Consider the following 26,654-nt stretch of genomic DNA (forward strand, 5'->3'; position numbering starts at 1 on the left):
GAGTCCGCACCGGGGTAGCGTCGAAGTCCCCGCACGTCGAAGCACTCAGGAGCGCACGCATGAGCAGCACGGCCCAGATCGGTGTCACCGGGCTTGCGGTGATGGGCAGCAACCTCGCCAGGAACTTCGCCCGCAACGGGTTCACCGTCGCCGTCCACAACCGCACGGCGGCCAAGACCGAGGCCCTGGTGGAGGAGTTCGGGCACGAGGGGTCCTTCGTCGCCGCCGCGTCCGCGAAGGAGTTCGTGGACGCGTTGGAGCGGCCGCGCCGCCTCGTCATCATGGTGAAGGCCGGGGAGCCGACCGACGCCGTGATCCGCGAGTTCGCCCCGCTGCTCGAGCCGGGCGACGTCATCATCGACGGCGGCAACGCCCACTTCGAGGACACCCGGCGGCGCGAGCGGGAACTGCGCGAGCAGGGCATCCACTTCGTGGGCGTGGGCATCTCGGGCGGCGAGGAGGGCGCACTGCGCGGGCCGAGCATCATGCCCGGCGGCTCCGAGGAGTCGTGGGACTCCCTGGGCCCGCTCCTGGAGAAGATCGCCGCGAAGGCCGCCGACGGAACGCCGTGCACCTCGCACGTGGGCCCCGACGGCGCCGGGCACTTCGTGAAGATGGTGCACAACGGCATCGAGTACGCCGACATGCAGCTCATCGCCGAGGCCTACCACCTGCTGCGCGAGGTCGCCGGCTACTCCCCCGCGCGGATCGCCGAGACCTTCCGGGCCTGGAACCGGGGCCGGCTCGACTCGTACCTGATCGAGATCACCGCCGAGGTGCTCGCGCACACCGACGCCGCGACCGGGCGCCCGTTCGTCGACGTCGTCGCGGACGCGGCGGAGCAGAAGGGCACCGGCCGCTGGACCGTGCAGATCGCCCTGGACCTGGGCGTGCCGGTGTCGGGGATCGCCGAGGCGGTCTTCGCCCGCGCGGTGTCGGGCCACGCGGAGCTGCGCACCGCCGCCCGGGGGCTCGCGGGCCCGTCGGCTGAGCCGCTGCCGGCCGCGGAGGCGGACGCGTTCGCCGCCCGGGTGGAGCAGGCCCTGTACGCCTCGAAGATCGTCTCGTACACGCAGGGCTTCCACCAGATCCAGGCGGGCAGCCAGGAGTACGGCTGGGACATCGACCTCGGCGCGATGGCCTCGCTCTGGCGGGGCGGCTGCATCATCCGGGCCGCCTTCCTGGACCGCATCCGGGCGGCGTACGACGCGCAGCCCGGCCTGCCGAGCCTGCTGGCGGACGCGGGCTTCGCGGAGGAGATCGGCGCGGCCCAGGACGACTGGCGGGCCGTGGTGACGGCCGCGGTGGGCCAGGGCATCCCCGTGCCGGCGTTCGCGGCCTCGCTGGCCTACTACGACGCGCTGCGCGCGGAGCGGCTCCCGGCGGCGCTCACCCAGGGGCAGCGGGACTTCTTCGGTGCGCACACGTACCGGCGCACGGACCGCGAGGGCTCCTTCCACACCCTCTGGAGCGGCGACCGCTCGGAGGTCCGCACGGCCTGACGCGACCGCCCGGCGGCACCGTCGGCGGCAGCGCCGTCGCCGACGGTGCCGGCCCGCGGCGTCAGCTCAGCGGGCCGGGCTGGGGGACGGGCTCGGGCCCGGGCGGTGCGGGCACGGGATCCGGCTCGGGAAACGGACCGGGCACCGGCGGAACCGGCCGCGGGATGGGCTCGGGATCCGGGAACGGGTTCGGCCCGGGACTGGGCGGCGGCTCGGGCACGGGCGGCTGCGTGCCCTCGGCAGTTCGGCGCCGCACATCACGCACACCTTGAACGTCTTGCACCATACGCCCCACCTTCCCCGGATCCAGGCGGGTACGCCTCCCGGCCCGGACCGGGCGGGGGTCAGCCACGGCCACCGGCGGCGAGGGCGGCGGCCAGGCCGGGGGCCGGGCTGGAGAGGAGCGGGACCGTCGTCGTCGCGAGGGCCGCGGCGGCGGCCATGGAGGCCTGGGCCAGGACGACGACGTCCGCGTCGGCCACGGCGTCGGCGGCCTCGGCCACGAGTGCCAGGTACCCGGCGGTGTCCCCCGCCTCGAAGCGCTCCCAGGCTCCGGCGACGACACGGGGCGTGATCACCACCCGCCGGCCGCCCGCCTCCTCGACGAGCAGCTCGGCGGTGGGCCCGAGCGTCGACTCCAGGGCCGCCAGTACGACGATCCGCGGGCCGGTACGGACGGCGGCCGCGGCCATCGGCCGGTCGACCCGCAGTACCGGCACCCCCCGCTCGGCGGCCACGGACTCCGCGACCGCCCCGATCGTCGAGCAGGTCACCAGCACCGGGCCGGCGCGGTCCGCCAGCAGCGCCCGCAGGTCCGCGGCCACCGAGCCCGGGCCCTGTGCGCGGGCCCGGTCCAGCAGCTGCGGCACCACGAGGTGGCGCAGTACGGCCCCCGGGTGGTTCCGGTCCCGCAGTGCGTCGAAGACGGGGACGTGGACCGGCGAGGTGTGCAGCAGGGTCAGGCAGGTCACCACAGGTCGGCGCTGGCGTCCAGCTGCGCCCGGGCCGCGGCGACCACCTCGGCGGGGGCCTCGGGCGCCTGGTCGGGGTGCCGGGCGGCCCAACTCGCGGCGTAGGGGCAGAACGGGACCACGGGGACCCCTTCGGCGGCGGCGATGCCGTAGAGGGCGTGCACCAGGTCGCCGGCGATGCCCCGCCCCTCGTGGCCGGGCTCGACGATGGTGTGCACGGCGACGAGCGCGCCGGGCTCCCGGTCGAGCACGAAGTACGCGACGAGGCCGACGGCCTCCCCGTTCTCCAGCGCGAGCAGCCGTCCGGCCTCCCGCTCGTCCCTGAACTCGATCGACCCGGCCTGCGTCATGGTCCCCGACTCCTCTCAGACAGCCACCGCGTGGGGGCTGCGCTCCTGGTCCGTGCCCGGCACCGGGGCGGACGGGTCCGCGCCCAGCTCGACGATGCGGTTCTGCGCGTCCACGTGCACGACGCGCGGGGTGAACGTCCTGGCCTCGGCGTCCTCGAACTGCCCGTAGCTGATGAGGATGACCAGGTCGCCCGGGTGCACGAGGTGCGCGGCGGCGCCGTTGATCCCGATGACCCCGGACCCCCGCTCGCCCTCGATGACGTACGTCTCCAGCCTCGCCCCGTTCGTGATGTCGACGATGTGGACGAGCTCCCCGGGCAGCAGGTCGGCGGCGTCGAGCAGATCGGCGTCGACGGTCACGGAACCGACGTAGTGCAGATCGGCCTGCGTGACGGTAGCCCGGTGGATCTTGGACTTGATCATGGTGCGCAGCAATTTGAGCTCCTAGAGGACGGCTCCCTGCCAGCTTTCTGCAGGTCAAGGGCGGTCTTCACTCTACACGGGCACGCGTCGGATCGAAGATAAAAAGGAACATCGATCGCCTCAGACGAGAAGGTTCCTGGCCTGCATTTTCGGGAGAACCATGCTGTTGCGACGCGGCCGGACAGGAACCGAATCGGACAGCCACTTCGGAACGCTCAGGGACTGATGCTGACCAGATGCTGACTTACCTGACGGTGCATCACGCGTGCATGGGAAACGGACGGGATCCTCCTCCTGATGCCGGCGGCCGGCATCGCCCTCCTTGTAACCCGGCGACCATCAGATCGTCGCCAGCGCCGACTCGATCAGGTCTCGGGAAGCCTGTCCGTAGACAGCGGAGGGTTGGAGGAGCCCGAACGCCTTGCGGAACAAGTCAAGCCGGTCCTGATCCTCCGCGGAGTTGCTCCAGTCGCTCCGCGAGGAAGCTCCACGTCCTCCAGAACTCTTCGAGGTACTCCCGACCCTGAGCGTTGAGGGAGTGCACCTTGCGTGGCGGCCCCTTCTCGGAGGGGACCTTCTCCACGTCGACGAGACCGCGCTTCTCCATCCTGATGAGCAGCGCGTAGACGGTTCCTTCGGCGATGTCCGAGAAGCCCTGCTCCCGCAGCCGAGCCGTGATCTCGTAGCCGTAGGCGGGGCGGCCGGACAGGGACGCGAGGATGATGCCCTCCAGCGTGCCCTTGAGCATCTCCGTCAGCAGCTTGGCCATGGAACACCTCCTCCCCTAGCTAGTGCTGTGACCGGGAACGTTTGCCGGGTTGCTCGTTGTGCTGGTCGGATGTGACGACTTCGACTGGCATGGGGAGGCGGGATGGCGTTACCGGTCAGGGTCCGCGGGCTAACCGAGCAGGAGGGGCAGAAGCTTCAGCACATCGTTCGGCGGGGCAGCACCAGCTCGGTGCGGTTCAGGCGGGCGATGATGCTGCTGGCCTCCGCTGGCGGCAGCACGGTCCCGGTGATCGCGCGGCTGGTCCAGGCGGACGAGGACACCGTCCGCGACGTGATCCACCGCTTCAACGAGATCGGGCTCGCATGCCTGGACCCTCGGTGGGCGGGAGGCCGTCCCCGCCTGCTGAATCGTGACGACGAGGACTTCGTCGTCCAGACGGCCACCACCCGCCCGACCGCGCTGGGCAAGCCCTTCACCCGCTGGTCGGTCCGCAAACTCGCCGATCACCTGCGGCGCAACATCTCCCGGCCCGTCCGGATCGGCCGGGAAGCCCTGCGCTGCCTGCTGGCCCGCCGGGGGATCTCCTTCCAGCGCACGAAGACCTGGAAGGAGTCCCCGGACCCGGCCTTCGACGCCAAGCTGGCCCGGATCGAATACGCGGTCAACAAGCGTCCCGACCGCACGTTCGCCTTCGACGAGTTCGGCCCCCTCGGCATCCGTCCGACCGCCGGATCCTGCTGGAAGAAGCAGGGCCGGCCCGACCGGCTGCCGGCCACCTTCCGCCGCACCCACGGCATCACCTACTTCCACGGCTGCTACTCGGTCGGCGACGACAAACTGTGGGGCATCAACCGCAGGCGCAAAGGCATCGACCACACCTGGGCCGCCCTGCGATCGATCCGGGCCGCCCGCCCGGACGGCGCCCCGATCTACGTGATCCTCGACAACCTCTCCGCCCACCTGAACTGGAAAATCCGCAGGTGGGCGGACCGAAACAAGGTCGAGCTGTGCTTCACGCCGACCTACGCGTCCTGGGCGAACCCCATCGAGGCCCACTTCGGGCCGCTGCGGCAGTTCACCCTGGCCAACTCCAACCATCCGAACCACACCGTCCAGACCCGGTCCCTGCACGCCTACCTGCGCTGGCGCAACCAGAACGCCCGCCACCCCGACGTCCTCGCCGCACAACGACGCGAACGCGCCCGCATCCGAAGCGAGAAAGGCCTCCGCTGGGGCGGCAGACCACTACCAACCGCAGCCTGACCACCCGACCCGGCAAACGTTCCCGGTCACAGCACTAGTCAGCGCTATTGAGTACCGGTACGACGTAACACTGACTACTGGTACTCAGCAGGGCTGAATAGTGCGGGTATCCAGTGGGCACGCGCGCAGTTCAGTGGCTTCACCGGCGGGAGAGCGAGCCGCGCGGCGCTTCGGGTTCCACCGGCACCCGTACGACGCTTCGTCGCGAAGCGGCCCGGACTCGACGACCCAGCGAATCCAACGCGGGTGCCCGCGGCGTGTGCCTCGCACCTCCTGGTGGCCGTGCCGACCCACGACCGCCCCGCGGTCGTGGGTCGGCACCTCCGGCACCACCCGCTGGAACAACTCGTGCCAAGAAAGGTGACGCCTTACGGGATCAGCTCCCGCAGGTCGAGCGGAACTCTCCAGATGTTGCGACGGTGTACGGATTCCAGCTCGGCTTGGAGCGGAGAGGGAGGGACCACCAGGACAGGGCAGGCCGCGTGGGCGAGGCAGTACCGGGCCACCGAAGGGCGGATGAGGCGGCGAGCCAACGCGCGGGATCCCGTGCCGACCACGAGGAGATCCTCCGTGTCACGTGCCACGTCAACGAGGGCCGCGCCCGGAGTTCCCCGTACCGTGAGGCTCGCGAGGGTGACACCGGGTTTCACGGCGCCGAAGGCAGTGTCGAGGGCCTCGCAGAGTCTCTCGACAGCCGCGGCGCGGCATTGCGCCAGGGCAGAGGTTCCGAGGCTGTGGCGGCTTCCGAGTTCGCCGCCGGGCGACTGCCAGGCCAGGACTGCCAACAGCTCCGCACCGCGCACGCGGGCTTCCGCGGCGGCCCGGTGCAGCGCGGCCAGATTCCCTGGGGTTCCGGTCACGCCGACTACGACTCTTCGCACGGCCTCTTCCCTCTCGCCTCGTCCGACCGTCCCCATGGAAGGGCCTCGGCGGAGGGTGAGGTGCGGGTGTTGACGGCCTTCTAGCGCAGAGATCCGTAACCATGACGGACTTTTGATGCCGTCCCGCTCCCGCGTCAGTGATCCGTCAGGACTTGGCCCGCCCCCGTATGGGTCTCGTTACGGGGCTGCCGTAGGCACAGGGATGCGGGGATAGCTTCGGTGGCACGCCCCGGACTGCCTCCCCGCACCCGGGGCGGCACCTGCCGACTCGTGGTTCCCCAGGGAGGGCCCCATGTGCTTGTTCCAGTACGACGACGATCCCGAGCCTGAAGAACGGATCCTGGCCGGGCCCTTGTACGTGCCGGTCCGGCCGGGAGGAGCGGAGGTCGTGGTGCGTCTTTTCCGCACCCCGCTGGGAGCGCGCACCAGCGTCGGCTTCACCAGCCCGGACCGTCTTGCCGCCACGCTCGGCGCCGAGCAGCCGTGGGTCCGGCTCTCCGAGTCCGCGCTGCGGTCGATGGCCGAGCCCCTCGGCGTATCTCTGCTGACGGTGGACCCGACGTTCACCGCTCCAGCGGTCGCCGCGGAGCCTTCGGTCGCGACGCCGCTGCCCCAGGCGTCCCCGATCGCAGCCCGGATCGCCTGATGGGGGATCACACAGCGGCGACGGCCGTCCAGTCCGGGGTACAACCCCGTGCGGGTGATCTGTCGATCTGGCCGGCATCCACGACTCGGCTCGCGCACGGTGGGCTGGCCGTCGGCGGAGTACCGCTGGCAGAGATCGCCGAGCGGTTCGACACCCCCGCCTACGTCCTGGACGAAGGCGAGGTTCGCGAGCGCTGTCGGACCTATCGGGACGCGTTCCCCGAAGCCGACGTCCTCTACGCCGCCAAGGCGTTCCTGTCCCGCGCCATGGTTCGCTGGGTGCGGGAAGAGGGGCTGGGCCTGGACGTGTGTTCCGCCGGCGAGCTGGAACTCGCCGTCACCGCCGGTTTTCCTCCCGAGCGCATCGTGCTGCACGGCAACGCCAAGTCGCCCCGTGACCTGGAAGCCGCGCTGCGCCTCGGTGTGGGGCGGATCGTCATCGACAGCCCGTCGGAAATAGCCCGGATCGCAGCGGCCGTCGGCCCCGACGGGCGCCAGAAGGTCATGGTGCGGGTGGTGCCCGGTGTCTCGGCCGGCGGTCACGACAAGATCCGTACCGGTACCGACGACCAGAAGTTCGGCCTCTCCCTCACCGACGGGGGCGCACAGCACGCCATCACCCGGGTACTCGGTCAGCCGCAGCTCGAACTCACCGGACTGCACTGCCACATCGGATCCCAGATCACCGACGTGAAGCCCTATCTGGTCGCCCTGCGCCGCATGGTCGGACTGATGGCCCGTGTCCGTGACGCTCACGGGGTCGTCCTGGCCGAGCTGGACATGGGCGGTGGCCACGGCATCGCCTACCGTCCCGGCGAACCCGCCCTCGACCTCACGGCACTCGCGCGCAGGATGCGCGCCGAGCTCGTCGAAGGCTGCGCGGCCGCCGGGCTGACCGTACCCCGTCTCGTCGTCGAACCCGGGCGGGGCATCGTGGGGCCGGCCGGAGTCGCCCTGTACCGCGTGCTCACCGTCAAGCACACCGGCGAGAAGGTCTTCGTGGCCGTCGACGGAGGGATGAGCGACAACCCGCGTCCCGCCCTTTACGGGGTGCGCTATGCGGCCCGCCTGGCCGGCCGCGCGTCGACGGCCGGACACTGTACGGCCACGGTGGTCGGCCGGCACTGCGAAGCCGGCGACATCCTCGCAGCCGATGTGGAACTGCCGACCGACATCCGCCCCGGAGACCTGCTCGCCGTACCGGTGGCCGGCACCTACCAGCTGTCCATGGCCTCCGGCTACAACCTCGTGGGCCGACCGGCGGTCGTCGCTGTCCACGAGGGCTCGGCCCGGGTGCTGGTCCGGCGCGAGACTCTCGAGGACTTCCGCAGCCGGGACATCGGCGGGTAGGGCCACCTCGTCGATCCGGCGGGACCTGCAGGCAGGGTGCTGAGGCTAGGGCCGGTAGACGAGCTCGAGCGCCATCGCTGCAATGACGCCCCAGACCCCGATGCCGAGCAGCCACATGGCGTCGAGGACGGCGCCGGTGGCGATGACGGCCAGTCCGGCCGCCGCGAGGGCGAGTACGGTCCTGCGGATTCCGCGGTCGGCGGGCGAGCGAGTGGTCACGGTACTGAGAATCCCGCTGGAACTTCGCCATGGCGAGGGTCCGGCGGGATTCCTGTCGGCGCCTTGATGCAGAGGGGTCAGCCGGCGTGGACGTGGGGGCGACGGGAGCGGTCGGGTTCTGCCTCTCGGATGACCTCGCGGGTGACGGGGGCGACCTCGCCCTGTCCGAAGAGGAAGAAGCGGAAGAAGTTGGCCATGGGGTTGCCTTCGGTCCACTCGAAGTAGATGTGGGGGCGTTGGCTGGTCTCGTCGCGGACGTGGAGGAGGAGTGCGGCGAGGGCGTTGGGGATGCTGGAGCTCTCCAGGGTCAGGACGCGGTAGCGGTCGTGCAGGACTTCACCGCGTACGCGCATGCCGGATTCGAATTCGGAGGCGTCCGTGACGGTGACCTCGACGAACATGACGTCGTCCTCGGCCGGGATGTCGTTGTCCGCGCGGATCTGCGCCTTCTTCTGCCGGTACTCGTCGAGGTCGCGTTTGTCGGGCTCGTTGGCGATGAAGCGGATCGTGCGGTTGGCGGTGTCGCGGATGAACCGCTGCGCCATGTCGTCGAACTCGATGTGCGTCACGCGCAGCTCGAAGACGCGGGCCAGGCGGGAGAGGAGGGAGAGCGCCATGATGCCGCCGATGAAGCAGGCGCCGATCTTCACGCCGTCCGGCCGCTCGACGACGTTGACGGCCGTGGTGTAGATGAACACGGCCGAGATGATCCCGAAGCCGATGGTCCAGCCGCGCTCCCCGGCCCGCCGGGCCGCGATGGTCACGGCGACCGCCGCCGAGGTGATCAGGACCAGGACGCCGGTGGCGTAGGCGCCGCCCTGCGCGTCGACGTCGGCGTTGAAGATCCAGGTCACGAGGAACGCGACGAGGGTGAACACGATGACCATCGGTCGCAGCGCGCGGGCCCAGTGCGGGGCCATGCCGTAGCGGGGCAGGTAGCGCGGCATCAGGTTCAGCAGACCGGCCATCGCCGAGGCGCCCGCGAACCACAGGATCAGGATCGTGGAGATGTCGTAGACGGTGCCGAAGGCGGAGCCCAGGTACTCGTGGGCCAGATACGCGAGCGCGCGCCCGTTGGCCTCGCCGCCGGGCTGGAACTGGGCGGCCGGGATGAGCAGGGTCGTGATCAGGCTGGAGCAGATCAGGAAGACGCTCATGATCACGGCCGCTGTGGTCAGCAGCTTCTTGGCGCCGCGGATCCGGCCGGCGGGCTTCTCCTCGCTGTCCGCGGGGTCGCCCTGGACGTGCGGCATGACCGCCACACCGGTCTCGAAGCCGGACAGGCCCAGCGCGAGCTTGGGGAACACGACGAGGGCGATGGCGATCATCATGAAGACGTTGCCGTGCTCGGCGGTCAGTGCCGTCGTCCAGTCGGTGATGACCTGCGGTGCGGTGAACACGTGCCACAGCCCGACCGCCACGACGACGACGTTCAGGCCGAGATAGGTGGCCACCAGGACCACGGCCACGCCGATGGCCTCGCTGAACCCCTTCAGGAAGACGCCGCCGAGCAGCGCGATCAGGATCAGGGTGATCAGTACCTCGTGGCCGTGCAGGGTGCTGGTGAGGTGCGGGTTCTCCACCATGTGCGCGGTCGCGTCGGCGGCGGAGAGGGTGATGGTGATGAGGAAGTCGGTCGCCGCGAACCCGAGGAGGGTCAGGACGAACAGCTTGCCCTTCCAGAAGGAGAGCAGCTTCTCCAGCATGGCGATGGAGCCCTCGCCGTGCGGGCTCTCCTCGGCCACGCGTCGGTAGACGGGCAGTGCGCCGAAGAGGGTGAGCAGCACGAGCACGATGGTCGCCAGCGGCGACAGCAGACCTGCCGCGAGGAACGCGATGCCGGGCTGGTAGCCGAGGGTGGAGAAGTAGTCCAGACCGGTCAGGCACATGACCCGCCACCACGGCCGGCCGTGCGGCTGGGCCGCCGTCTCCTTGGCAGCGGGCGAACTCTTCTCGGCGGTCAGGCCTTCCAGCATCCACGCGCGCAGGCGCGAGGTGCGGGCAGGGGTGGCCATCGTGGGGGCTCCTGTCGTACGGCAAAGAATCAGCCATCGACATCGACGGCTGAGCAAGCGTACGCAGACTGATCACTCATGCACGCGAGCGGGCAAATCCTGACGCGTCCTTAACGCAAAGAGTGCCACCTGTGGCGTAGTGAACGCACACTCATGCTCGATCGGAGGGTGCAGGACGAAGTGAGCGGGGACGGCCCGGACGGGGGCCGCCCCCGCAGGGGAACCGGCGGAGTGTGGATCAACGCTGGCCGGCCTCGTGCGGCAGTGGTCTGGCGCCTGACTGATGTCAGCCGAGGCCGGGGATCGTGGACACCAGTAGGTCGATGAGCTTGATGCCTACGAAGGGCAGGATCAGGCCGCCGAGGCCGTAGACGCCGAGGTTGCGACGCAGCAGGTCGTGCGCGGAGGTCGGCTTGTAGCGAACGCCGCGTAGCGCGAGCGGGATGAGGGCGACGATGATCAGCGCGTTGAAGATGATCGCCGAGGTGATGGCCGAGGTCGGGCTGCTCAGGCCCATGATGTTCAGGGCTTCGAGTCCCGGGTAGGCCGCCGTGAACATGGCCGGGATGATCGCGAAGTACTTCGCGACATCGTTCGTGATCGAGAAGGTGGTCAGGGCTCCGCGGGTGATGAGGAGCTGCTTGCCGATCTCGACGATCTCGATCAGCTTGGTCGGGTTGGAGTCCAGGTCCACCATGTTCCCGGCCTCCTTGGCAGCGGAGGTACCCGTGTTCATCGCGACGCCGACGTCGGCCTGCGCGAGTGCGGGCGCGTCGTTCGTACCGTCACCGGTCATCGCGACGAGCTTGCCGCCCGCCTGCTCCCGCTTGATGAGAGCGAGCTTGTCCTCGGGCGTCGCCTCGGCGAGGTACTCGTCGACTCCCGCCTCGGCGGCGATGGCGCGGGCCGTCAGTTCGTTGTCGCCGGTCACCATGACCGTACGGATGCCCATGCTGCGCAGTTCCGCGAGGCGCTCGCGGATGCCCTCCTTGACGACGTCCTTGAGGTGGACGATGCCGAGCACCCTCGGGCCGTCCCAGTCGTGGACCGCCACCAGCAGAGGAGTGCCCCCGGACTCCGACACGGAGGCCGACCACGCCTCGGCTTCCGGCGGTACGGTCCCGCCGCGCATCGTGACCCAGTCGCAGACCTGCGCCGTCGCACCCTTGCGGATGGCGCAGCCGGCGCCGTTGTCCCAGCTCAGGTTCACGCCGCTCATCCGGGTGCGCGCGCTGAACTCGGTGAACCGCGGATTGCTGAGGTCCTCCGCGGCGGCCGGCTGTAGTCCGTACTGGTGGGCGAGAGCGACGACGGAGCGGCCCTCGGGCGTCTCGTCGGCGAGCGAGGACAGCTGGGCCGCCTCCGCGACCTTGAGGTGGTCCACGCCGGGCAGCGGGATGAAGGCCGCGGCCTCGCGGTTGCCGAGGGTGATGGTGCCGGTCTTGTCGAGGAGCAGGGTGTTCACGTCCCCGGCCGCCTCGACCGCGCGTCCGCTCATCGCGATGACGTTGCGCTGGACGAGCCGGTCCATGCCGGCGATGCCGATCGCCGACAGGAGGGCGCCGATCGTGGTGGGGATGAGGGTGACGAGGAGGGCGACCAGGACGGTCGTGGACTGGGCGGCGTGCGCGTAGGCGGCCATCGGCTGGATGGCGACGACCACCAGGATGAAGACGACGGTCAGGGCGGCCAGCAGGATGTTCAGTGCGATCTCGTTCGGGGTCTTCTGCCGGGTGGCACCCTCGACCAGGGCGATCATCCGGTCGATGAAGCTGTGCCCCGGGCGCGAGGTGACCCGTACGACGACCGAGTCGGACAGCACGGTCGTACCGCCGGTGACCCCGGACCGGTCGCCGCCCGCCTCCCGCAGCACGGGCGCCGATTCGCCGGTGACGGCCGACTCGTCCACCATCGCGGCCCCGTCGACCACGTCGCCGTCGGCCGGGATCAGCTCGCCGGCCTCGACGAGGACGAAGTCGAAGGGCTGGAGCTCGGCGGGTGTGACCACCTCGGTCTCCGCGTGCCGCAGGTTCGCGCCGTACGTCCAGTGGTTCAGTCGCACGGCGACCGTGTCCGTACGGGCCTTGCGCAGCGACTCGGCCTGGGCCCGGCCCCGGCCTTCGGCGACGGCCTCTGCGAGGTTGGCGAACAGGACCGTCAGCCACAGCCAGACGCTGATCACCCAGGTGAACACGGACGGGTGGATGAGCGCCGAGAGCGTGGTCAGCACCGATCCGACCGCGACGACGAACAACACCGGCTTCCTCACCAGCTCACGCGGATGGAGCTTGCCGACGGCCTCCCGTGCGGAGGCGGCCAGGAGCTCGGGGTCCACCACGTTCACCTGGCCGGAGCGTTTCCGGGACGGTCGGTTGGTCGGAGTCCGCGGAGGGGTCCCGAGACCCGGAGGAACGTGCTGCGCGGCGGCGGGAGGCATGAAGACCTTCTGGATGGGTTTGAGGCGTGGCAGCCCTGGCGGCTGGTGGCCAGGTGCGGGAGGGGTGTCGCCGCCGGGGACAGTCTCCATGGACCCCCTCGGCCGTCATGTGAGTATTCGAGGTCCCCGGCGGCGCAACAGGCAGGAAACTACTGCCCGTTCCATCAGAAATACCCATGTGGGCGTGGGAATTGGCACCTTCTTGATGGCGGCGCACGAGGCGCGTCAAGTCGCCGTCAGAGGTGCGTCAACACCCGTCAGGGTGCGTCGGCCGTGATGCGGAAACGCAGTCGGCAGATCACGGCGTCGGTGTCGCGACGGACGGCGTGGGCGACGACGGAGCCGCGCTGGTTCTGGAGCATCCGCTGCCACAGCCGGGCGGGTTCGGTCTCCGGGATCAGTACGGTCACCTGGGCGCCCGGGTGGACTTGCGCGAGTTTGCGTACGTACGCCGACAGCGGGCGGCCGAGGGAGCGGGTTTCCGAGGAGAGCTCGACCAACTCGATGCCGGGCTTCCACAACTCCCAGTCCCGCCTGAGGGCTTCGGCCACCTGGCGGTCCTCGGGAGCCGGGTGGGTGACGGTCACGGCGAGCACTTCATCGCCGAGGGAGCGGGCGGCGGTGAGGGCCTGGCTGGTCAGGCGGGACAGACCGGAGACCGGGACGACGACCACGGAGCGGGAGCGCCGCGGTGCCTGCGGGATCCGGCCGAGCTCCAGGCGTTCGCCGATCTCGGTGTACGCGCGGTGGACCTGCTGGAAGCCGAGGACGAGCAGCGGCAGCGCGACGACGATCAGCCAGGCGCCCTCGGTGAACTTGGTGGCGGTGACGACGACCGCCGAGACCCCGGTCAGCAGCGCACCGAAGCCGTTCAGGCCCGCCCTCGCCCGCCAGCCGCGCGGGCGCTCCCCGTACCAGTGGCGGACCATGCCGACCTGGCAGATGGTGAAGCCGATGAAGACGCCGATGGCGAAGAGCGGGACGAGGGTGTTGGTGTCTCCGCCGGAGAAGACGAGCAGGAGGCCGGAGACGAGCGCCAGCCACACCACTCCGTGGCGGTGGACCTGGCGGTCGGCCTTGAGGGCGAAGACGTGCGGCAGGTGGTTGTCACGGGCCAGCAGGCTCATCAGGACGGGCAGCCCTCCGAAGGAGGTGTTCGCGGCCAGCGCGAGCAGCACCATCGTGGCGAACTGGACGACGTAGAAGGCGGCGTTGTGACCGAAGGAGGCGTCCGCGAGCTGGGCGAGGACGGTGACGCCCTCGACGGGCTGGAGGTGGAAGCGGCCGATGAGGATCGACAGGCCGATGAGCATCACGCCCAGGAGCGCGCCGAGGGCGACCTCGGTGCGCTGGGCCCGGCGAGCGGCCGGGGCGCGGAAGGACGGCACGGCGTTGGCGACGGCCTCGACTCCGGTCAGCGCGGAGCAGCCGGCGGCGAAGGCCTTCAGCAGCAGGAGCGCGCCCACGGTGGTCGCGCCCTCGCCGAGGGCGGAGGCGTGCCCGGCCGCGGAGGCGGTGCTGACGGGGCCGTCACGGAAGAGGCCGACGGCGACCATCGCAAGGATCGAGCCGACGAACACGGCGGTGGGCACGAGGAAGGCCTTGGCGGATTCCACGACCCCGCGCAGGTTGACTGCGGTGACCAGGAGCAGGATGCCCAGGCAGATCCACACCCGCTCCGCGTACAGCTCGGGGAAGGCCGAGGTCAGGGCGGCCACGCCGGCCGTGACGGAGACGGCGACGTTCAGGACGTAGTCCAGGATCAGAGAGGCGGCGGCAACCAGGCTCGTACGACGGCCCAGGTGCCGTTTGGCGACGGCGTAGGAGCCGCCACCGTCCGGGAACGCCGCGATGACCTGCCGGTACGAGGCCACCAGCACCGTGAGGAGCGCGGCGATCGCCAGGGTGACGGGGAGGGTGAAGCCCATGCCGTAGGCGCCGGCCGCGGCCAGGACGAGCACGATCGATTCCGGCCCGTACGCCACGGACGCCATGGCGTCCAGGGACAGCGCGGCCAGGCCCTGGAGGGCGGTCAGCCGGTGGCGGTCCCCCGGCGCCGGTGCGCAGACCCCGGTATCAGGAGGTTCCTCCGTGCCCGGAGCCCGTCCCGCAGTACCCGTCTTTCCCGTGTCTATCGACATCTCTCGCTGTTCCTCCGCTGGACAAAGTGAGGACAGCGTCGGAATTCCACGGCCGGATCACCAGGGTCCTTGACGGTGTCCATACGGCCGCCGCGCCAGTCCTCACGCGCCCTTGATGCCACAGCGGGACACCCGTATGAGGTGCGTCAAGACCTCGCCGAGGTGCGTGGCCTTCCCTCTGACAGGGGGCAGGGTTGAATGCACAAGGGCGCTCCCCAGCCCCGCCCTCGACACAGGAAGAAGGTTCAGATGGAAGCGGAGAACGTGGTCGGGCTGGTCGTCGCCCTCGCTCTGCTCGGCTATCTCGTGGCCGCACTGATCAGGCCCGAGAAGTTCTGATCCGAAGCCCTCATGTCCGGACAGGAGGCATCACATGTCCGGGTATCGCCTGCACGACTCCGGCGCCCTGCTCGCGGCCCTCGTGGTCCCCTTCCTCGTGGCGCTCGGGCTCGTGCCCTTCCGCACGGACCTCTCGGCGACGAACGCCGCACTCCTGCTCGTCGTCGCGGTGGTCGCGGTCGCCGCCATCGGCACGCGGACCGCCGGAGCGGTGGCCGCACTGTCGGCGGCCGCGTGGTTCGACTTCTTCCTCACCGAGCCCTATCAACGGTTCGCGATCACTGACCGTGACGACGTCGAGACGGCGGTCCTACTGCTCGTCGTCGGCCTGATCGTCTCCCAGCTGGCAGTACGCGCACGCCGGCTGCAGACGACCGTGATCACCGACGCCGCCCACTTGTCGAGCCTCCAGGGCACCGCCCGGATGGCCGAGGACGGCCGCTCGCCGGAGGCGGTCGTCGAGTACGTGCGCCGGGAGCTCGTCCGCCTGCTGCGGCTGCGCGGCTGCCGCTTCGAATACGGAGCCCTGATGGGCAACCTGCCGCGCCTGGAGCACGACGGCGGCCTGTGGCTGCGCCGCCCGGGCCGGATCACGGAGTACGCCGACTGGCCGGACGGCGAGACCGAGCTGCGCGTCGTAGGCGGCGGACACTACTACGGCCGCTTCCTGCTCGACCCCATCCCCGGCCCGCTGCCCCCGGAACAGGACCGCCTGGTGGCCGTCGCGCTGGCGGCACAGGCCGGCTCCGCCCTGGACTCAGCCGGCCTGGCCCACCTGGGCTGACCGGGGCCTTTCTGGTCCCTGCCCGTAAGGGTGGCGTTAAGAGTTCCCGTGCGCCCGTATGGACACCGTCAAGGTGTCTTAACGCCGGGATGAAGACACGGTTATCTCGTCATCGGCCATCTGGCCGATTCATTACTTCCCACTTCACTCAGGAGCTCGCGATGGCCGATCTGGCCTTCGTCGTCACCACGGTCGCGGTGTTCGCGCTGGTGGCTCTCATCGCCAAGGGGGTGACCAAGCTGTGAACGCCGAGAACATCGTCGGCCTCGTCGTGGCCGTCGCCCTGCTGGGCTACCTCGTCCTCGCCCTCGTCAAGCCGGAGAGGTTCTAGCCACCGATGAGTCCCGTTCTCGCTGGTGTGCTCCAGCTCCTCGCACTGATCGCCGCCCTCGCGCTGGCCTACCGCCCGCTGGGCGACTACATGGCCAAGGTCTACTCCTCCGAGAAGCACTACAAGCCGGAGAAGTGGATCTACAAGGCGATCGGCGCCAACCCGTCCGCCGAGATGCGCTGGCCCGCCTACCTGCGCGGCGTCCTCGCCTTCTCCGCGGTCAGCGTCCTCTTCCTCTACGCCCTCCAGCGCGCCCAGGGCATCCTGCCCGGCTCGCTCGGCTTCCAGGCCATCGACCCCGACCAGGCCTTCAACACCGCCGCCTCCTTCGTGGCCAACACCAACTGGCAGTCGTACTCCGGCGAGCAGGCCATGGGCCACGTCGTGCAGACCGGCGGCCTGGCGGTGCAGAACTTCGTCTCCGCCGCCGTCGGCATGGCCGTCGCGGTCGCCCTCGTACGGGGCTTCGCCCGCTCGCGGACCGGTGAGCTGGGCAACTTCTGGGCCGACCTGGTGCGGGGTGTCTTCCGCATCCTGCTGCCGATCTCCGTGATCGGCGCGATCATCCTCGTGGCCTGCGGCGCGATCCAGAACTTCGCCGGCATCCACGAGGTCGGGCAGTTCATGGGCGGCACCCAGCAGTGGAACGGCGGCGCCGTCGCCTCCCAGGAAGTCATCAAGGAACTCGGAACGAACGGCGGCGGCTACTTCAACGCCAACTCCGCCCACCCCTTCGAGAACCCCAACCCGTTCTCCAACCTCTTCGAGATCTTCCTCATCCTCGTCATCCCGTTCGCGCTGACCCGCACCTTCGGCCGCATGGTCGGAAGCCTGCGCCAGGGCTACGCGATCCTCGCGACGATGGCGGTCATCTGGGTCGGCTTCGTCGCCCTGATGATGTGGACCGAGTTCGCCGGCAACGGCCCCGCCTTCGAGACCGCGGGCGGCGCGATGGAGGGCAAGGAGACCCGGTTCGGCATCGGCGCCTCGGCCATCTTCTCCGTGTCCACCACCCTGACCTCGACCGGCGCGGTCAACTCCTTCCACTCCTCCTTCACCGGCTTCGGTGGCGGCATCCAGCTGCTGGGCATGCAGCTCGGCGAGATCGCGCCCGGTGGTGTCGGCTCCGGCCTCTACGGCATGCTGATCATGGCGATCATCGCGGTGTTCATCGCCGGGCTGATGGTCGGCCGCACCCCCGAGTACCTGGGCAAGAAGATCGGCACCCGCGAGATCAAGCTCGCGGCCTGCTACATCCTGGTCACCCCGGCGCTGGTGCTGTGCTTCACCGCCGCCGCCATGGCCCTGCCGACCCCGGTGAACTCGATGACGAACTCCGGCGCGCACGGGTTCTCCGAGGTCCTGTACGCCTACACCTCGGGCGCCAACAACAACGGCTCCGCCTTCGCGGGCCTGAACGCCGACACCCAGTGGTTCAACTCGACCATCGGCATCGCGATGCTGCTGGGCCGCTTCCTGCCCATGGTGTTCGTCCTCGCGCTGGCCGGCTCGCTCGCCGAGCAGAAGCCAGTCCCCGAGACGGCGGGCACCCTCCGTACCGACAAGCCGCTCTACACCGGCCTGCTCGTCGGCACCATCCTCATCGTCACCGGTCTGACCTACTTCCCCGCCCTCGCGCTGGGACCGCTCGCCGAAGGGCTCGCATCATGAGCACCGCCACTGAGACCCGTGCTCCGCACGAGGACCTGCCCACGGGCCACAAGCCGCCGGCCGGCCGCGTTGGCGGGGGCCTGTTCGACCCGAAGCAGCTGGTCAAGTCCTTCCCCGACGCGATCCGCAAGCTCGACCCGCGCGTGATGATCAAGTCGCCGGTCATGTTCGTGGTCCTGATCGGCTCCGTGGTCACCACCGTCCTCGCCATCAAGGACCCGACGGACTGGTTCGGCTGGGCCATCACCGCCTGGCTCTGGCTGACCACGATCTTCGCCAATCTGGCGGAGGCCGTGGCCGAGGGCCGCGGCAAGGCCCAGGCCGACACCCTGCGCAAGGCCAAGACCGACTCCGTCGCCCGCCGCCTGACCAAGGACGGCGGCGAGGAGTCCGTACCGGGCACCGAGCTGAAGATCGGCGACCTGGTGGTCTGCGAGGCCGGGGACGTCATCCCCGGCGACGGTGACGTCGTCGAGGGCGTGGCCTCCGTCGACGAGTCCGCCATCACCGGCGAGTCCGCTCCCGTCATCCGTGAGTCCGGCGGCGACCGCTCGGCCGTCACCGGCGGTACGAAGGTCCTCTCCGACCGGATCGTCATCAAGATCACGACGAAGCCGGGCGAGACCTTCATCGACCGGATGATCGCTCTCGTGGAGGGTGCGGCCCGGCAGAAGACGCCGAACGAGATCGCGCTGAACATCCTCCTCGCGTCCCTCACCATCGTCTTCCTACTCGCGGTCGTCACGCTCCAGCCGTTCGCGATCTACGCGGGCGCCGAGCAGTCCATGATCGTGCTCACGGCTCTCCTCGTCTGCCTGATCCCGACCACCATCGGCGCCCTGCTCTCCGCGATCGGCATCGCCGGCATGGACCGCCTGGTCCAGCGCAACGTCCTGGCCATGTCGGGCCGGGCCGTCGAGGCGGCGGGCGACGTGTCGACGCTGCTGCTCGACAAGACCGGCACCATCACCCTGGGCAACCGACAGGCCTCGGAATTCGTCCCCGTCAAGGGCACCACCGCCGCCGAGCTGGCCGATGCCGCCCAGCTGTCCTCGCTGGCCGACGAAACCCCCGAGGGGCGTTCCATCGTCGTCCTGGCGAAGGAGAAGTACGGGCTGCGCGAGCGGCACCAGGGCGAACTGGCCCATGCCGAGTGGATCGCCTTCACCGCCCAGACCCGTATGTCCGGTGTGGACGTCGACGGCAGGCAGACGCGCAAGGGCGCGGCCGGTTCGGTCATCACCTGGGTCAAGGAGCAGGGCGGCGAGGTCGCCGACGACGCCGACCTCCTCGCGAACAGGATCTCGGAAGCGGGCGGTACGCCGCTCCTGGTCGCCGTCAAGGACGAGAAGGGCGCCCGGGTCCTGGGTGTCATCCACCTCAAGGACGTCGTCAAGGAGGGCATGCGGGAGCGGTTCGACGAGCTGCGCCGCATGGGCATCAAGACCGTCATGATCACGGGTGACAACCCGCTCACCGCCAAGGCCATCGCCGAAGAGGCGGGCGTCGACGACTTCCTCGCCGAGGCCACCCCCGAGGACAAGATGGCCCTCATCAAGCGGGAGCAGGCGGGCGGCAAGCTCGTCGCCATGACCGGCGACGGCACGAACGACGCCCCGGCGCTCGCCCAGGCGGACGTCGGCGTGGCCATGAACACCGGCACCTCGGCCGCCAAGGAGGCCGGGAACATGGTGGACCTGGACTCCAACCCCACCAAGCTGATCGAGATCGTCGAGATCGGCAAGCAGCTCCTCATCACCCGGGGCGCCCTGACCACGTTCTCCATCGCCAACGACGTCGCGAAGTACTTCGCGATCATCCCGGCCATGTTCGCCGTGGTCTACCCGGGCCTCGACAAGCTCAACATCATGGGCCTGCACTCCCCCGAGTCGGCGATCCTCTCGGCCGTCATCTTCAACGCGCTGATCATCATCGCGCTCGTCCCGCTCGCCCTCAAGGGCGTGCAGTACAAGCCGACCAGCGCCGACAAGATGCTCCGCCGGAACATCGGGATCTACGGACTCGGCGGCCTGATCGCCCCGTTCATCGGCATCAAGCTCATCGACATGATCATCACCCTCATCCCCGGAATCGGCTGACCCCCATGAACAACTCTGTAGGCAACACAGCACGGTTGATCGGGGCAGGCCTGCGCGCCCTGCTCGTCCTGACCGTGATCTGCGGGGTCATCTACCCGCTCGCCGTCACCGGCATCGCCCAGGCCCTGTTCCACGACAAGGCCAACGGCTCCGAGATCAAGGACAAGAGCGGGCGGGTCGTCGGGTCCTCCCTCATCGGGCAGACCTACAACCTCCCGAAGCAGGCTCGTTCTGATTCGACTACGGGCGACGACGCCGAAGAGGCCCCGAAGCCGGACCTGAAGTGGTTCCAGCCGCGCCCCTCCAACGGGCTGGGCAGCAACTCGGTCAACACCCAGTACTCGCTGATCCTGTCCGGCGCCACCAACCGCTCCGCCGACAACGGGGCCGTGAACGGCAAGTGCACCAAGAATGCCGAGGAAGGCACTCTCTGCGCCCAGGTCGTCGCCGCCAAGGAAGCCGTCATCGCCGACAACTCCACGGCCGGCTACAAGGTCAAGGCGGAGGACGTGCCGGCCGACGCCGTCACCTCCTCCGGGTCGGGCCTGGACCCGCACATCTCCCCGGAGTACGCCAAGCTCCAGGTCCACCGGGTCGCCGAGCGGAACAGGCTCGACGTCAAGCAGGTCGAGAAGCTCGTCGCCGACCACACCACCGGCCGGACCCTCGGCTTCATGGGCGAGCCCCGCGTCAACGTCCTCGAACTCAACACCGCCCTCAAGGCACTGAGCAAGAGCTGATGTTCGACATCGAACGGACCGGGAGCCGGCGGGGCGCGGACGTCCGCGTCCCGCCGGCTCCTCACCGTGCCCGCAACGAAGGAAAGGCTGCACACCGATGACCCGGGTGCTGGTGGTGGAGGACGATCCCCAGCTCGTCCGCGCGCTGAAGATCAACCTTCAGGCGCGCAAGTTCGAGGTCGAGGAGGCCTCCGACGGCGGCTCGGCCCTGCGGCTCGCGGCCGCACGCAAGCCGGACGTCATCGTGCTGGACCTCGGGCTGCCCGACATGGACGGCGTCGACGTGATCAAGAACGTCCGCAGCTGGAGCCGCGTGCCCATCCTGGTCCTCTCCGCCCGGCACACCTCGGAGGACAAGATCCGGGCCCTGGACGCCGGCGCCGACGACTACGTGACGAAGCCCTTCAGCATGGACGAGCTCCTGGCCCGCCTGCGCGCAGCCGCCCGCAGGCAGGAGGCCCCGGCTGCATCTCAGCCCGACGAGGTCGCCGTCGTCACGACCGACGAGTTCTCCGTCGACCTCGTCGCACGGAAGGTACGGCGGGGGGAGCGCACCGTACGCCTGACCCCGACGGAGTGGCACCTGCTGGAGATCCTCATCACCCACCCGGGCCGACTGATCACACAGGCCCGGCTGCTGCTGGAGGTCTGGGGTCCCACGTACGGGGAGAACACCAACTACCTGCGCGTCTACATGGCCCAGCTCCGGCGCAAACTGGAGGCGGACCCCTCGCACCCCCGGTACCTGATCACCGAACCGGGCATGGGCTACCGCTTCGAACCCTGATCACCGCCTGATCGTCAACAGAGAAGAAGAGTCTGAACATGGGACGCGGCAAGCTCCGCATCTACCTCGGTGCGGCACCGGGCGTCGGCAAGACGTACGCGATGCTCTCCGAGGCGCACCGCCGGGTCGAGCGGGGCACCGACTGCGTCGTCGGCTTCGTCGAGCACCACAGCCGGCCGCGCACCGAGGTGATGCTGCACGGTCTCGAGCTCATCGAGCGGCGCGAGCTGGAGTACCGCGGCTCCACGTTCACCGAGATGGACGTCGACGCGATCCTCGCCCGCCGCCCCGCCGTCGCACTGGTCGACGAGCTCGCGCACACGAACGTCCCCGGCTCGCGCAACGCCAAGCGCTGGCAGGACGTCGAGGAACTGCTCCAGGCGGGCATCGACGTCGTCTCGACCGTGAACATCCAGCATCTCGAATCGCTGGGTGACGTGGTCGAGACGATCACCGGCGTCCGCCAGCGCGAGACCGTTCCCGACGAGGTGGCCCGGCGGGCCGACCAGATCGAACTGGTCGACATGTCCCCGCAGGCACTGCGGCGCCGCATGGCGCACGGCAACGTCTACAAGCCCGACAAGGTCGACGCGGCCCTCTCGAACTACTTCCGCCCCGGCAATCTGACCGCACTGCGTGAGCTGGCGCTGCTGTGGGTGGCCGACCGGGTGGACGAGTACCTCCAGGAGTACCGGGGCGAGCACAACATCCGCTCCACCTGGCAGGCGCGCGAGCGGATCGTCGTCGGCCTCACCGGCGGTCCCGAGGGCCGTACGCTCATCCGCCGCGCCGCCCGTCTCGCCGAGAAGGGGGCGGGCGGCGAGGTCCTCGCTGTCTACATCGCCGCCAGCGACGGCCTCGCCTCCGCCTCCCCCAAAGAACTGGCCGTCCAGCGCACCCTGGTCGAGGATCTCGGCGGCACCTTCCACCACGTCATAGGCGACGACGTCCCCGACGCCCTGCTGGAGTTCGCCCGCGGCTGCAACGCCACGCAGATCGTGCTCGGGGTGAGCCGCCGCCGCTCCTGGCAGTACGTCTTCAGCCCCGGCGTCAGCGCCACCGTCGCCCGCGAATCCGGCCCCGACCTCGACGTGCACATCGTGACCCACGACGAGGCGGCCAAGGGCCGCGGCCTGCCCGTCCCCCGCGGTGCGCGACTCGGCCGCTCGCGCATCATCTGGGGCTGGCTGGCCGGAATCGCCGGTCCCGCCCTGCTCACCGTCCTGCTGAGCCAGTTCGTCCCCGAGCTCGGGCTCGCGAACGACATGCTGCTCTTCCTCACCTTCACGGTGGCGGCGGCCCTGCTCGGCGGGCTGCTCCCCGCGCTCGCCTCGGCGGCGTTCGGGTCCCTGCTGCTGAACTACTACTTCACGCCGCCGCTGCACAAGTTCACCATTTCCGACCCGAAGAACATCGTCGCCATCGCAATCTTCGTCGGCGTGGCCGTGTCGGTGGCCTCCGTGGTCGACCTGGCCGCCCGGCGCACCCACCAGGCCGCCCGGCTGCGCGCCGAGTCCGAGATCCTCTCCTTCCTCGCGGGCAGTGTCCTGCGGGGCGAGGACTCCCTCGGCGCCCTCCTGGAACGGCTCCGCGAAACCTTCGGTATGCAGTCGGTCGTCCTTCTGGAACGCGCCAGCGAGGTCGACCCCTGGACGACGGCGGCATCCGTCGGCACCGGCCCTGTCGGCCGGCCCGAGGATGCGGACGTGGACCTGCCCATAAGCGACACCATGGCGCTCGCCCTGACCGGCCGGGTCCTGCCCGCCGAGGACCGCCGTGTCCTCGGCGCCTTCGCCGCGCAGGCGGCCGTTGTACTCGACCGCCAGCGTCTCGTCGACGAGGCCGAGAAGTCCCGCGAGCTCGCCGAGGCCAACCGCATCCGCACCGCGCTCCTCGCCGCCGTCAGCCACGACCTGCGCACCCCGCTCGCCGGCATCAAGGCCTCCGTGAGCTCGCTGCGCTCCGACGACGTCGAATGGTCCGACGACGACAAGGCCGAACTCCTCGAAGGGATCGAGGACGGCGCCGACCGTCTCGCCGCCCTGATCGGCAACCTCCTCGACATGTCCCGCCTCAACACCGGCACCGTCGTCCCCCTCATCCGCGAGACCGACCTCGACGAGGTCGTCCCCATGGCCCTGGGCGGCGTACCGGAGGACAGCGTCGAACTCGACATCCCCGAAACCCTGCCGATGGTCGCCGTCGACCGGGGCCTGCTGGAACGGGCCGTCGCCAACATCGTCGAGAACGCCGTCAAGTACAGCCCGCACGGACACCCCGTCAACGTCTCCGCCAGCGCCCTGGCAAACCGCGTCGAGCTGCGCGTCGTCGACCGCGGACCCGGAGTCCCCGACGAGGCCAAGGACCGCATCTTCGAACCCTTCCAACGCCACGGCGACGCCCCACGAGGCGCCGGAGTCGGCCTCGGCCTCGCCGTCGCCCGCGGCTTCACCGAGGCCATCGGAGGCACCCTCACGGCTGAGGACACCCCGGGCGGCGGCCTCACCATGGTCCTCACCCTCCCCATAGCGGGGGACGGTCCTCCGGTATCACCGGAGCTCCCGACCTCCGCGGTGACCTGACGTCGAGGCGGCCGACCGAAACACGCGAGCCGTCCGGCCCCGGTATCCCCATACCGGAGAGCCGGACGGCTCATGTGTCGTGCGACGTGTGACCGGCACGCGGTCGCTTCGATCCGTACCCCCACGGTGGGACCCTGCGCCACTTCGGGCGGTGTTCAGGTCACCGCCGCCAGCCGCGTGCCGCCGGACCGTCTTCCGGCTCCGTCGCCACACCAGTCTGCATCCGGCCGACGGCCCTGGCAGCACTCCTTGACGGGTTCCTTCCGCGCGGAAGTCGATCTTTGATGCAGCCCTGACGATGAGCATCAGAAGGCCGTCAAGAAGGCCTCGAGCCCTTGCCTCCAACTCCCCGATGCGCTGGGATTGCGCCATGAACAGCGGTCCGCGCTACGACGATCGGCCACCGAATCCGGTGCAGCCGACGGCGCCCGCTGTCCGCCCGGCCGCCCTCTGACATCGGCCGCGCGTCCTCCGCGTACCTGCCACCAGCCCCCTTGAAGGGCGCTGCCCGAGGCCGCGTACGCATCCTCACCTTCACCGCATGACCTGAGCCCATACCCCCGCCTCGCGCCGGGGCGCCGGGTACGTCAGGCATGCCCTCTTCCAGGAATTCGCCATGTCCTCATCCCTGTCCGGCCGTACCGTCCTCGTCACCGGGGCCACCTCCGGCATCGGCTACGAGACCACCCGCCAGCTCGCGGAGCTCGGCACTATCGTCCTCCTCCATGGCCGCACGCCGGAGGAGGCCCAGGCCGCCACCGACCGGCTGATCGCCACCTCCGGCATCAACGGCGCCCAGCTCCGCCCGCTCGCAGCCGACTTCACCCGCCTGGAGGAGGTCGAGAACCTCGCCCACGCCGTCGTACGCGACCACCCGCGCCTGGACGTACTGGTCAACAACGCGGCCATCGCCGCGCCTGAGCGCCACACCCTGACCGCCGACGGCAATGAGATCGCCTTCCAGGTCAACTTCCTGGCCCACTACCTCCTCACCAACCTCCTGGAACCCGCCCTCACCAGTGACCCCGGTGGGCGCGTCGTCAACGTCTCCTCCGCGCTGCACCGCTCCGGCGCCATCCAGTGGAACGACCCGCAGCGCGTGCGCCGTTACTCCCGCCTCGCCGCGTACGCCCAGTCGCAGCTCGCGCTGACCGTCTTCGCCGCCGACCCGCGCGTCACCGCCGTCTCCGTCGACCCCGGCGTGTGCGAGACCGGCCTCCTTCCGCTGTACGGGCACGAGGGCGCGCCGGCCGCCGAGGGCGCCCGGCACGTCGTTCGGCTCTGCGACCCGGCCACCGAGATCGTCAACGGCGCCTACTACGGCCGCTCCGAGCGCGTCGCCCCGGCCCCCGCCGCCACCGAGGACCGCACCATCAAGCGCCTCAACAAGCTCGCCGACCTCCTCGTCGGCCACACCGCCTGAAGGGATGCACTGACATGTCCAAGCGCGCACGCAAGAAGAGGGCCCGTCGCAAGAAGGGCTCCAACCACGGCAGCAAGCCCTCCTGCTAGGCACCAGCCCACCCCGTGGGGCGGCCCTCCGACAGGGCCGCCCCACTTCCATGGCACCTCAAGGAAGTTCCGTGATCAACCTGCCGTCGCATCGCCTCCCGGCCCTCGTCCGCTGGTTCCCCACCGGAGCCCCGGGCTCCGGCGCCTTGACCGAGCACGTCCTGACCACCGAGGCCGGCCGCTGGTGGGTGGACCGCGTCATCCAGCCGCGCGCGATCGCTGTCGAATGCGGGGACCACGTACTCCTGCGCGGAGAACCGGGGGCACTCACGCCGGGCGAACTCGCCGTCTTCGCCGATCGCTCCGTCGAAGCCCCCGGCCGATTCCTCCCGCTGCTCGGTGCCGCGTTCCAGCGTGTGGTGCCGTGGCAGCGTGTGGTGTACGTCAAGCGCTCCCAGGTGCCGGCGGCCCGACCGCCGAGGGGTGTCACCGTACGCAGGCTGAACGCGCGGGACACCCGGGCGCTCACCACGCTTCCGCCCGCCATGGGCTGGATCCACCGTACGTGGGGCGGTCCCGACTCCCTCGCCCGCTCCGGCTACGCCTGGGCCGTCTTCCACGGCGACCGCATCGTGGCCGTGGCCTGCACCTACTTCCTCGGCACCGCGTACGAGGACGTCGCCTGCGTCACCGTGCCCGACCCCCGCGTGCAGTACCTGGCGCTCGACTGCGTCAACGCCCTGTGCTCGGACGTAGCAGCCCGCGGTCACACGCCGAGCTGGACCTGCTCGACAAGCAACCGCCCCGGCCGCCTGCTCGCCTGGACGGCGGGCTTCCGCCCGGAGCGGGAGTACGCCCACTACGCGGTCGGTGCCCCGGTGCCGGCCGGAAGACTGTCCGCAAGCTGACGGGGGAGGCTGGCCGCCTGGGCTCCGTCCACCA

General features: G+C 70.1%; 24 protein-coding genes. 15 read left to right on the forward strand and 9 right to left on the reverse strand.

Annotation, left to right across the window (positions count from 1 at the left end):
- Positions 1 to 59: 59 nt before the first annotated feature.
- Positions 60 to 1,502 carry an NADP-dependent phosphogluconate dehydrogenase gene (gndA, locus tag ACSHWO_RS05340; protein WP_385846179.1) on the forward strand — a complete coding sequence of 481 codons (1,443 nt, stop codon included), beginning with the start codon at positions 60 to 62 and terminating at the stop codon, positions 1,500 to 1,502.
- Positions 1,503 to 1,846: 344 nt separating this feature from the next.
- On the opposite strand, the gene ACSHWO_RS05345 is transcribed toward gndA, so the two are convergent.
- From ACSHWO_RS05345 to ACSHWO_RS05360, 4 genes are all read right to left on the reverse strand, one after another.
- Positions 1,847 to 2,476 carry an aspartate/glutamate racemase family protein gene (locus ACSHWO_RS05345; RefSeq protein WP_385846173.1) on the reverse strand — a complete coding sequence of 210 codons (630 nt, stop codon included), beginning with the start codon at positions 2,474 to 2,476 and terminating at the stop codon, positions 1,847 to 1,849.
- A complete protein-coding gene (locus tag ACSHWO_RS05350; protein ID WP_361086109.1) occupies positions 2,470 to 2,823 on the reverse strand; it encodes a GNAT family N-acetyltransferase in 354 nt (117 codons plus the stop codon). The genes ACSHWO_RS05345 and ACSHWO_RS05350 overlap by 7 nt, the downstream gene beginning before the upstream one ends.
- Positions 2,824 to 2,838: 15 nt before the next feature.
- A complete protein-coding gene (panD, locus tag ACSHWO_RS05355) occupies positions 2,839 to 3,258 on the reverse strand; it encodes an aspartate 1-decarboxylase (protein ID WP_438310237.1) in 420 nt (139 codons plus the stop codon).
- Between the two features lie 421 nt (positions 3,259 to 3,679).
- Positions 3,680 to 4,015, reverse strand: coding sequence for a PadR family transcriptional regulator (locus tag ACSHWO_RS05360; RefSeq protein ID WP_438310238.1), 336 nt, complete (start codon positions 4,013 to 4,015; stop codon positions 3,680 to 3,682).
- Between the two features lie 102 nt (positions 4,016 to 4,117).
- Between ACSHWO_RS05360 and ACSHWO_RS05365 the strand changes: the two genes are divergently transcribed.
- Positions 4,118 to 5,239, forward strand: a complete 1,122-nt coding sequence (locus ACSHWO_RS05365) for an IS630 family transposase (protein WP_438310239.1) — start codon at positions 4,118 to 4,120, stop codon at positions 5,237 to 5,239.
- 368 nt (positions 5,240 to 5,607) lie between these two features.
- On the opposite strand, the gene ACSHWO_RS05370 is transcribed toward ACSHWO_RS05365, so the two are convergent.
- Positions 5,608 to 6,156, reverse strand: coding sequence for a universal stress protein (locus tag ACSHWO_RS05370; protein ID WP_438310240.1), 549 nt, complete (start codon positions 6,154 to 6,156; stop codon positions 5,608 to 5,610).
- A 256-nt stretch (positions 6,157 to 6,412) separates the two neighbouring features.
- Between ACSHWO_RS05370 and ACSHWO_RS05375 the strand changes: the two genes are divergently transcribed.
- Both ACSHWO_RS05375 and lysA read left to right on the forward strand, forming a co-directional pair.
- Entirely contained in the window at positions 6,413 to 6,766 is a 354-nt protein-coding gene (locus ACSHWO_RS05375; protein ID WP_438310241.1) for an SAV_915 family protein, read from the forward strand.
- Positions 6,766 to 8,115, forward strand: coding sequence for a diaminopimelate decarboxylase (gene lysA / locus ACSHWO_RS05380; RefSeq protein ID WP_438310242.1), 1,350 nt, complete (start codon positions 6,766 to 6,768; stop codon positions 8,113 to 8,115). The genes ACSHWO_RS05375 and lysA overlap by 1 nt, the downstream gene beginning before the upstream one ends.
- A gap of 45 nt (positions 8,116 to 8,160) precedes the next feature.
- Here the strand turns inward: lysA and ACSHWO_RS05385 are convergent, their stop codons facing one another.
- From ACSHWO_RS05385 to ACSHWO_RS05400, 4 genes are all read right to left on the reverse strand, one after another.
- Positions 8,161 to 8,334, reverse strand: a complete 174-nt coding sequence (locus ACSHWO_RS05385; RefSeq protein ID WP_438310243.1) for a hypothetical protein — start codon at positions 8,332 to 8,334, stop codon at positions 8,161 to 8,163.
- A 77-nt stretch (positions 8,335 to 8,411) separates the two neighbouring features.
- Entirely contained in the window at positions 8,412 to 10,349 is a 1,938-nt protein-coding gene (locus ACSHWO_RS05390; RefSeq protein WP_438310244.1) for an amino acid transporter, read from the reverse strand.
- Between the two features lie 286 nt (positions 10,350 to 10,635).
- Positions 10,636 to 12,786: a potassium-transporting ATPase subunit KdpB gene (gene kdpB, locus ACSHWO_RS05395; RefSeq protein ID WP_438310245.1), complete on the reverse strand. Its 2,151-nt coding sequence runs from the start codon at positions 12,784 to 12,786 to the stop codon at positions 10,636 to 10,638.
- Positions 12,787 to 13,043: 257 nt separating this feature from the next.
- Positions 13,044 to 14,927 (reverse strand): APC family permease, encoded by a 1,884-nt coding sequence (locus ACSHWO_RS05400; protein ID WP_438310246.1) that lies wholly within the window; start codon positions 14,925 to 14,927, stop codon positions 13,044 to 13,046.
- Positions 14,928 to 15,176: 249 nt separating this feature from the next.
- Between ACSHWO_RS05400 and kdpF (ACSHWO_RS05405) the strand changes: the two genes are divergently transcribed.
- The 11 genes from kdpF (ACSHWO_RS05405) to ACSHWO_RS05455 all read left to right on the forward strand — a co-directional run bounded on the left by kdpF (ACSHWO_RS05405) (position 15,177) and on the right by ACSHWO_RS05455 (position 26,620).
- On the forward strand, positions 15,177 to 15,266 hold the full coding sequence (gene kdpF / locus ACSHWO_RS05405) for a K(+)-transporting ATPase subunit F (RefSeq protein WP_438310247.1): 90 nt from the start codon (positions 15,177 to 15,179) through the stop codon (positions 15,264 to 15,266).
- Positions 15,267 to 15,300: 34 nt separating this feature from the next.
- Complete coding sequence (locus ACSHWO_RS05410) at positions 15,301 to 16,050, forward strand: DUF4118 domain-containing protein (RefSeq protein ID WP_438310248.1); 750 nt, start codon at positions 15,301 to 15,303, stop codon at positions 16,048 to 16,050.
- Positions 16,051 to 16,139: 89 nt separating this feature from the next.
- The gene (locus tag ACSHWO_RS05415; protein ID WP_164721007.1) at positions 16,140 to 16,295 is read left to right on the forward strand and encodes a hypothetical protein; all 156 of its coding nucleotides are present in this window, start codon (positions 16,140 to 16,142) and stop codon (positions 16,293 to 16,295) included.
- Positions 16,292 to 16,381, forward strand: coding sequence for a K(+)-transporting ATPase subunit F (gene kdpF, locus ACSHWO_RS05420; protein ID WP_037884112.1), 90 nt, complete (start codon positions 16,292 to 16,294; stop codon positions 16,379 to 16,381). The genes ACSHWO_RS05415 and kdpF (ACSHWO_RS05420) overlap by 4 nt, the downstream gene beginning before the upstream one ends.
- Before the next feature lie 6 nt (positions 16,382 to 16,387).
- Complete coding sequence (kdpA, locus tag ACSHWO_RS05425; protein ID WP_438310249.1) at positions 16,388 to 18,052, forward strand: potassium-transporting ATPase subunit KdpA; 1,665 nt, start codon at positions 16,388 to 16,390, stop codon at positions 18,050 to 18,052.
- Complete coding sequence (kdpB, locus tag ACSHWO_RS05430; RefSeq protein ID WP_438310250.1) at positions 18,049 to 20,151, forward strand: potassium-transporting ATPase subunit KdpB; 2,103 nt, start codon at positions 18,049 to 18,051, stop codon at positions 20,149 to 20,151. The genes kdpA and kdpB (ACSHWO_RS05430) overlap by 4 nt, the downstream gene beginning before the upstream one ends.
- 5 nt (positions 20,152 to 20,156) lie before the next feature.
- Complete coding sequence (locus ACSHWO_RS05435; protein ID WP_438310251.1) at positions 20,157 to 20,891, forward strand: potassium-transporting ATPase subunit C; 735 nt, start codon at positions 20,157 to 20,159, stop codon at positions 20,889 to 20,891.
- Between the two features lie 97 nt (positions 20,892 to 20,988).
- Positions 20,989 to 21,678, forward strand: a complete 690-nt coding sequence (locus ACSHWO_RS05440) for a response regulator (RefSeq protein WP_438310252.1) — start codon at positions 20,989 to 20,991, stop codon at positions 21,676 to 21,678.
- A 38-nt stretch (positions 21,679 to 21,716) separates the two neighbouring features.
- Entirely contained in the window at positions 21,717 to 24,260 is a 2,544-nt protein-coding gene (locus tag ACSHWO_RS05445) for an ATP-binding protein (RefSeq protein WP_438310253.1), read from the forward strand.
- A 616-nt stretch (positions 24,261 to 24,876) separates the two neighbouring features.
- Positions 24,877 to 25,683, forward strand: a complete 807-nt coding sequence (locus ACSHWO_RS05450) for an SDR family NAD(P)-dependent oxidoreductase (RefSeq protein ID WP_438310254.1) — start codon at positions 24,877 to 24,879, stop codon at positions 25,681 to 25,683.
- Between the two features lie 160 nt (positions 25,684 to 25,843).
- Positions 25,844 to 26,620, forward strand: a complete 777-nt coding sequence (locus ACSHWO_RS05455) for a GNAT family N-acetyltransferase (protein ID WP_438310255.1) — start codon at positions 25,844 to 25,846, stop codon at positions 26,618 to 26,620.
- Positions 26,621 to 26,654 lie beyond the last annotated feature (34 nt).

Source organism: Streptomyces pallidus (ex Mingjun et al. 2026) (assembly GCF_051550185.1).
Classification (GTDB): Bacteria; Actinomycetota; Actinomycetes; order Streptomycetales; family Streptomycetaceae; genus Streptomyces.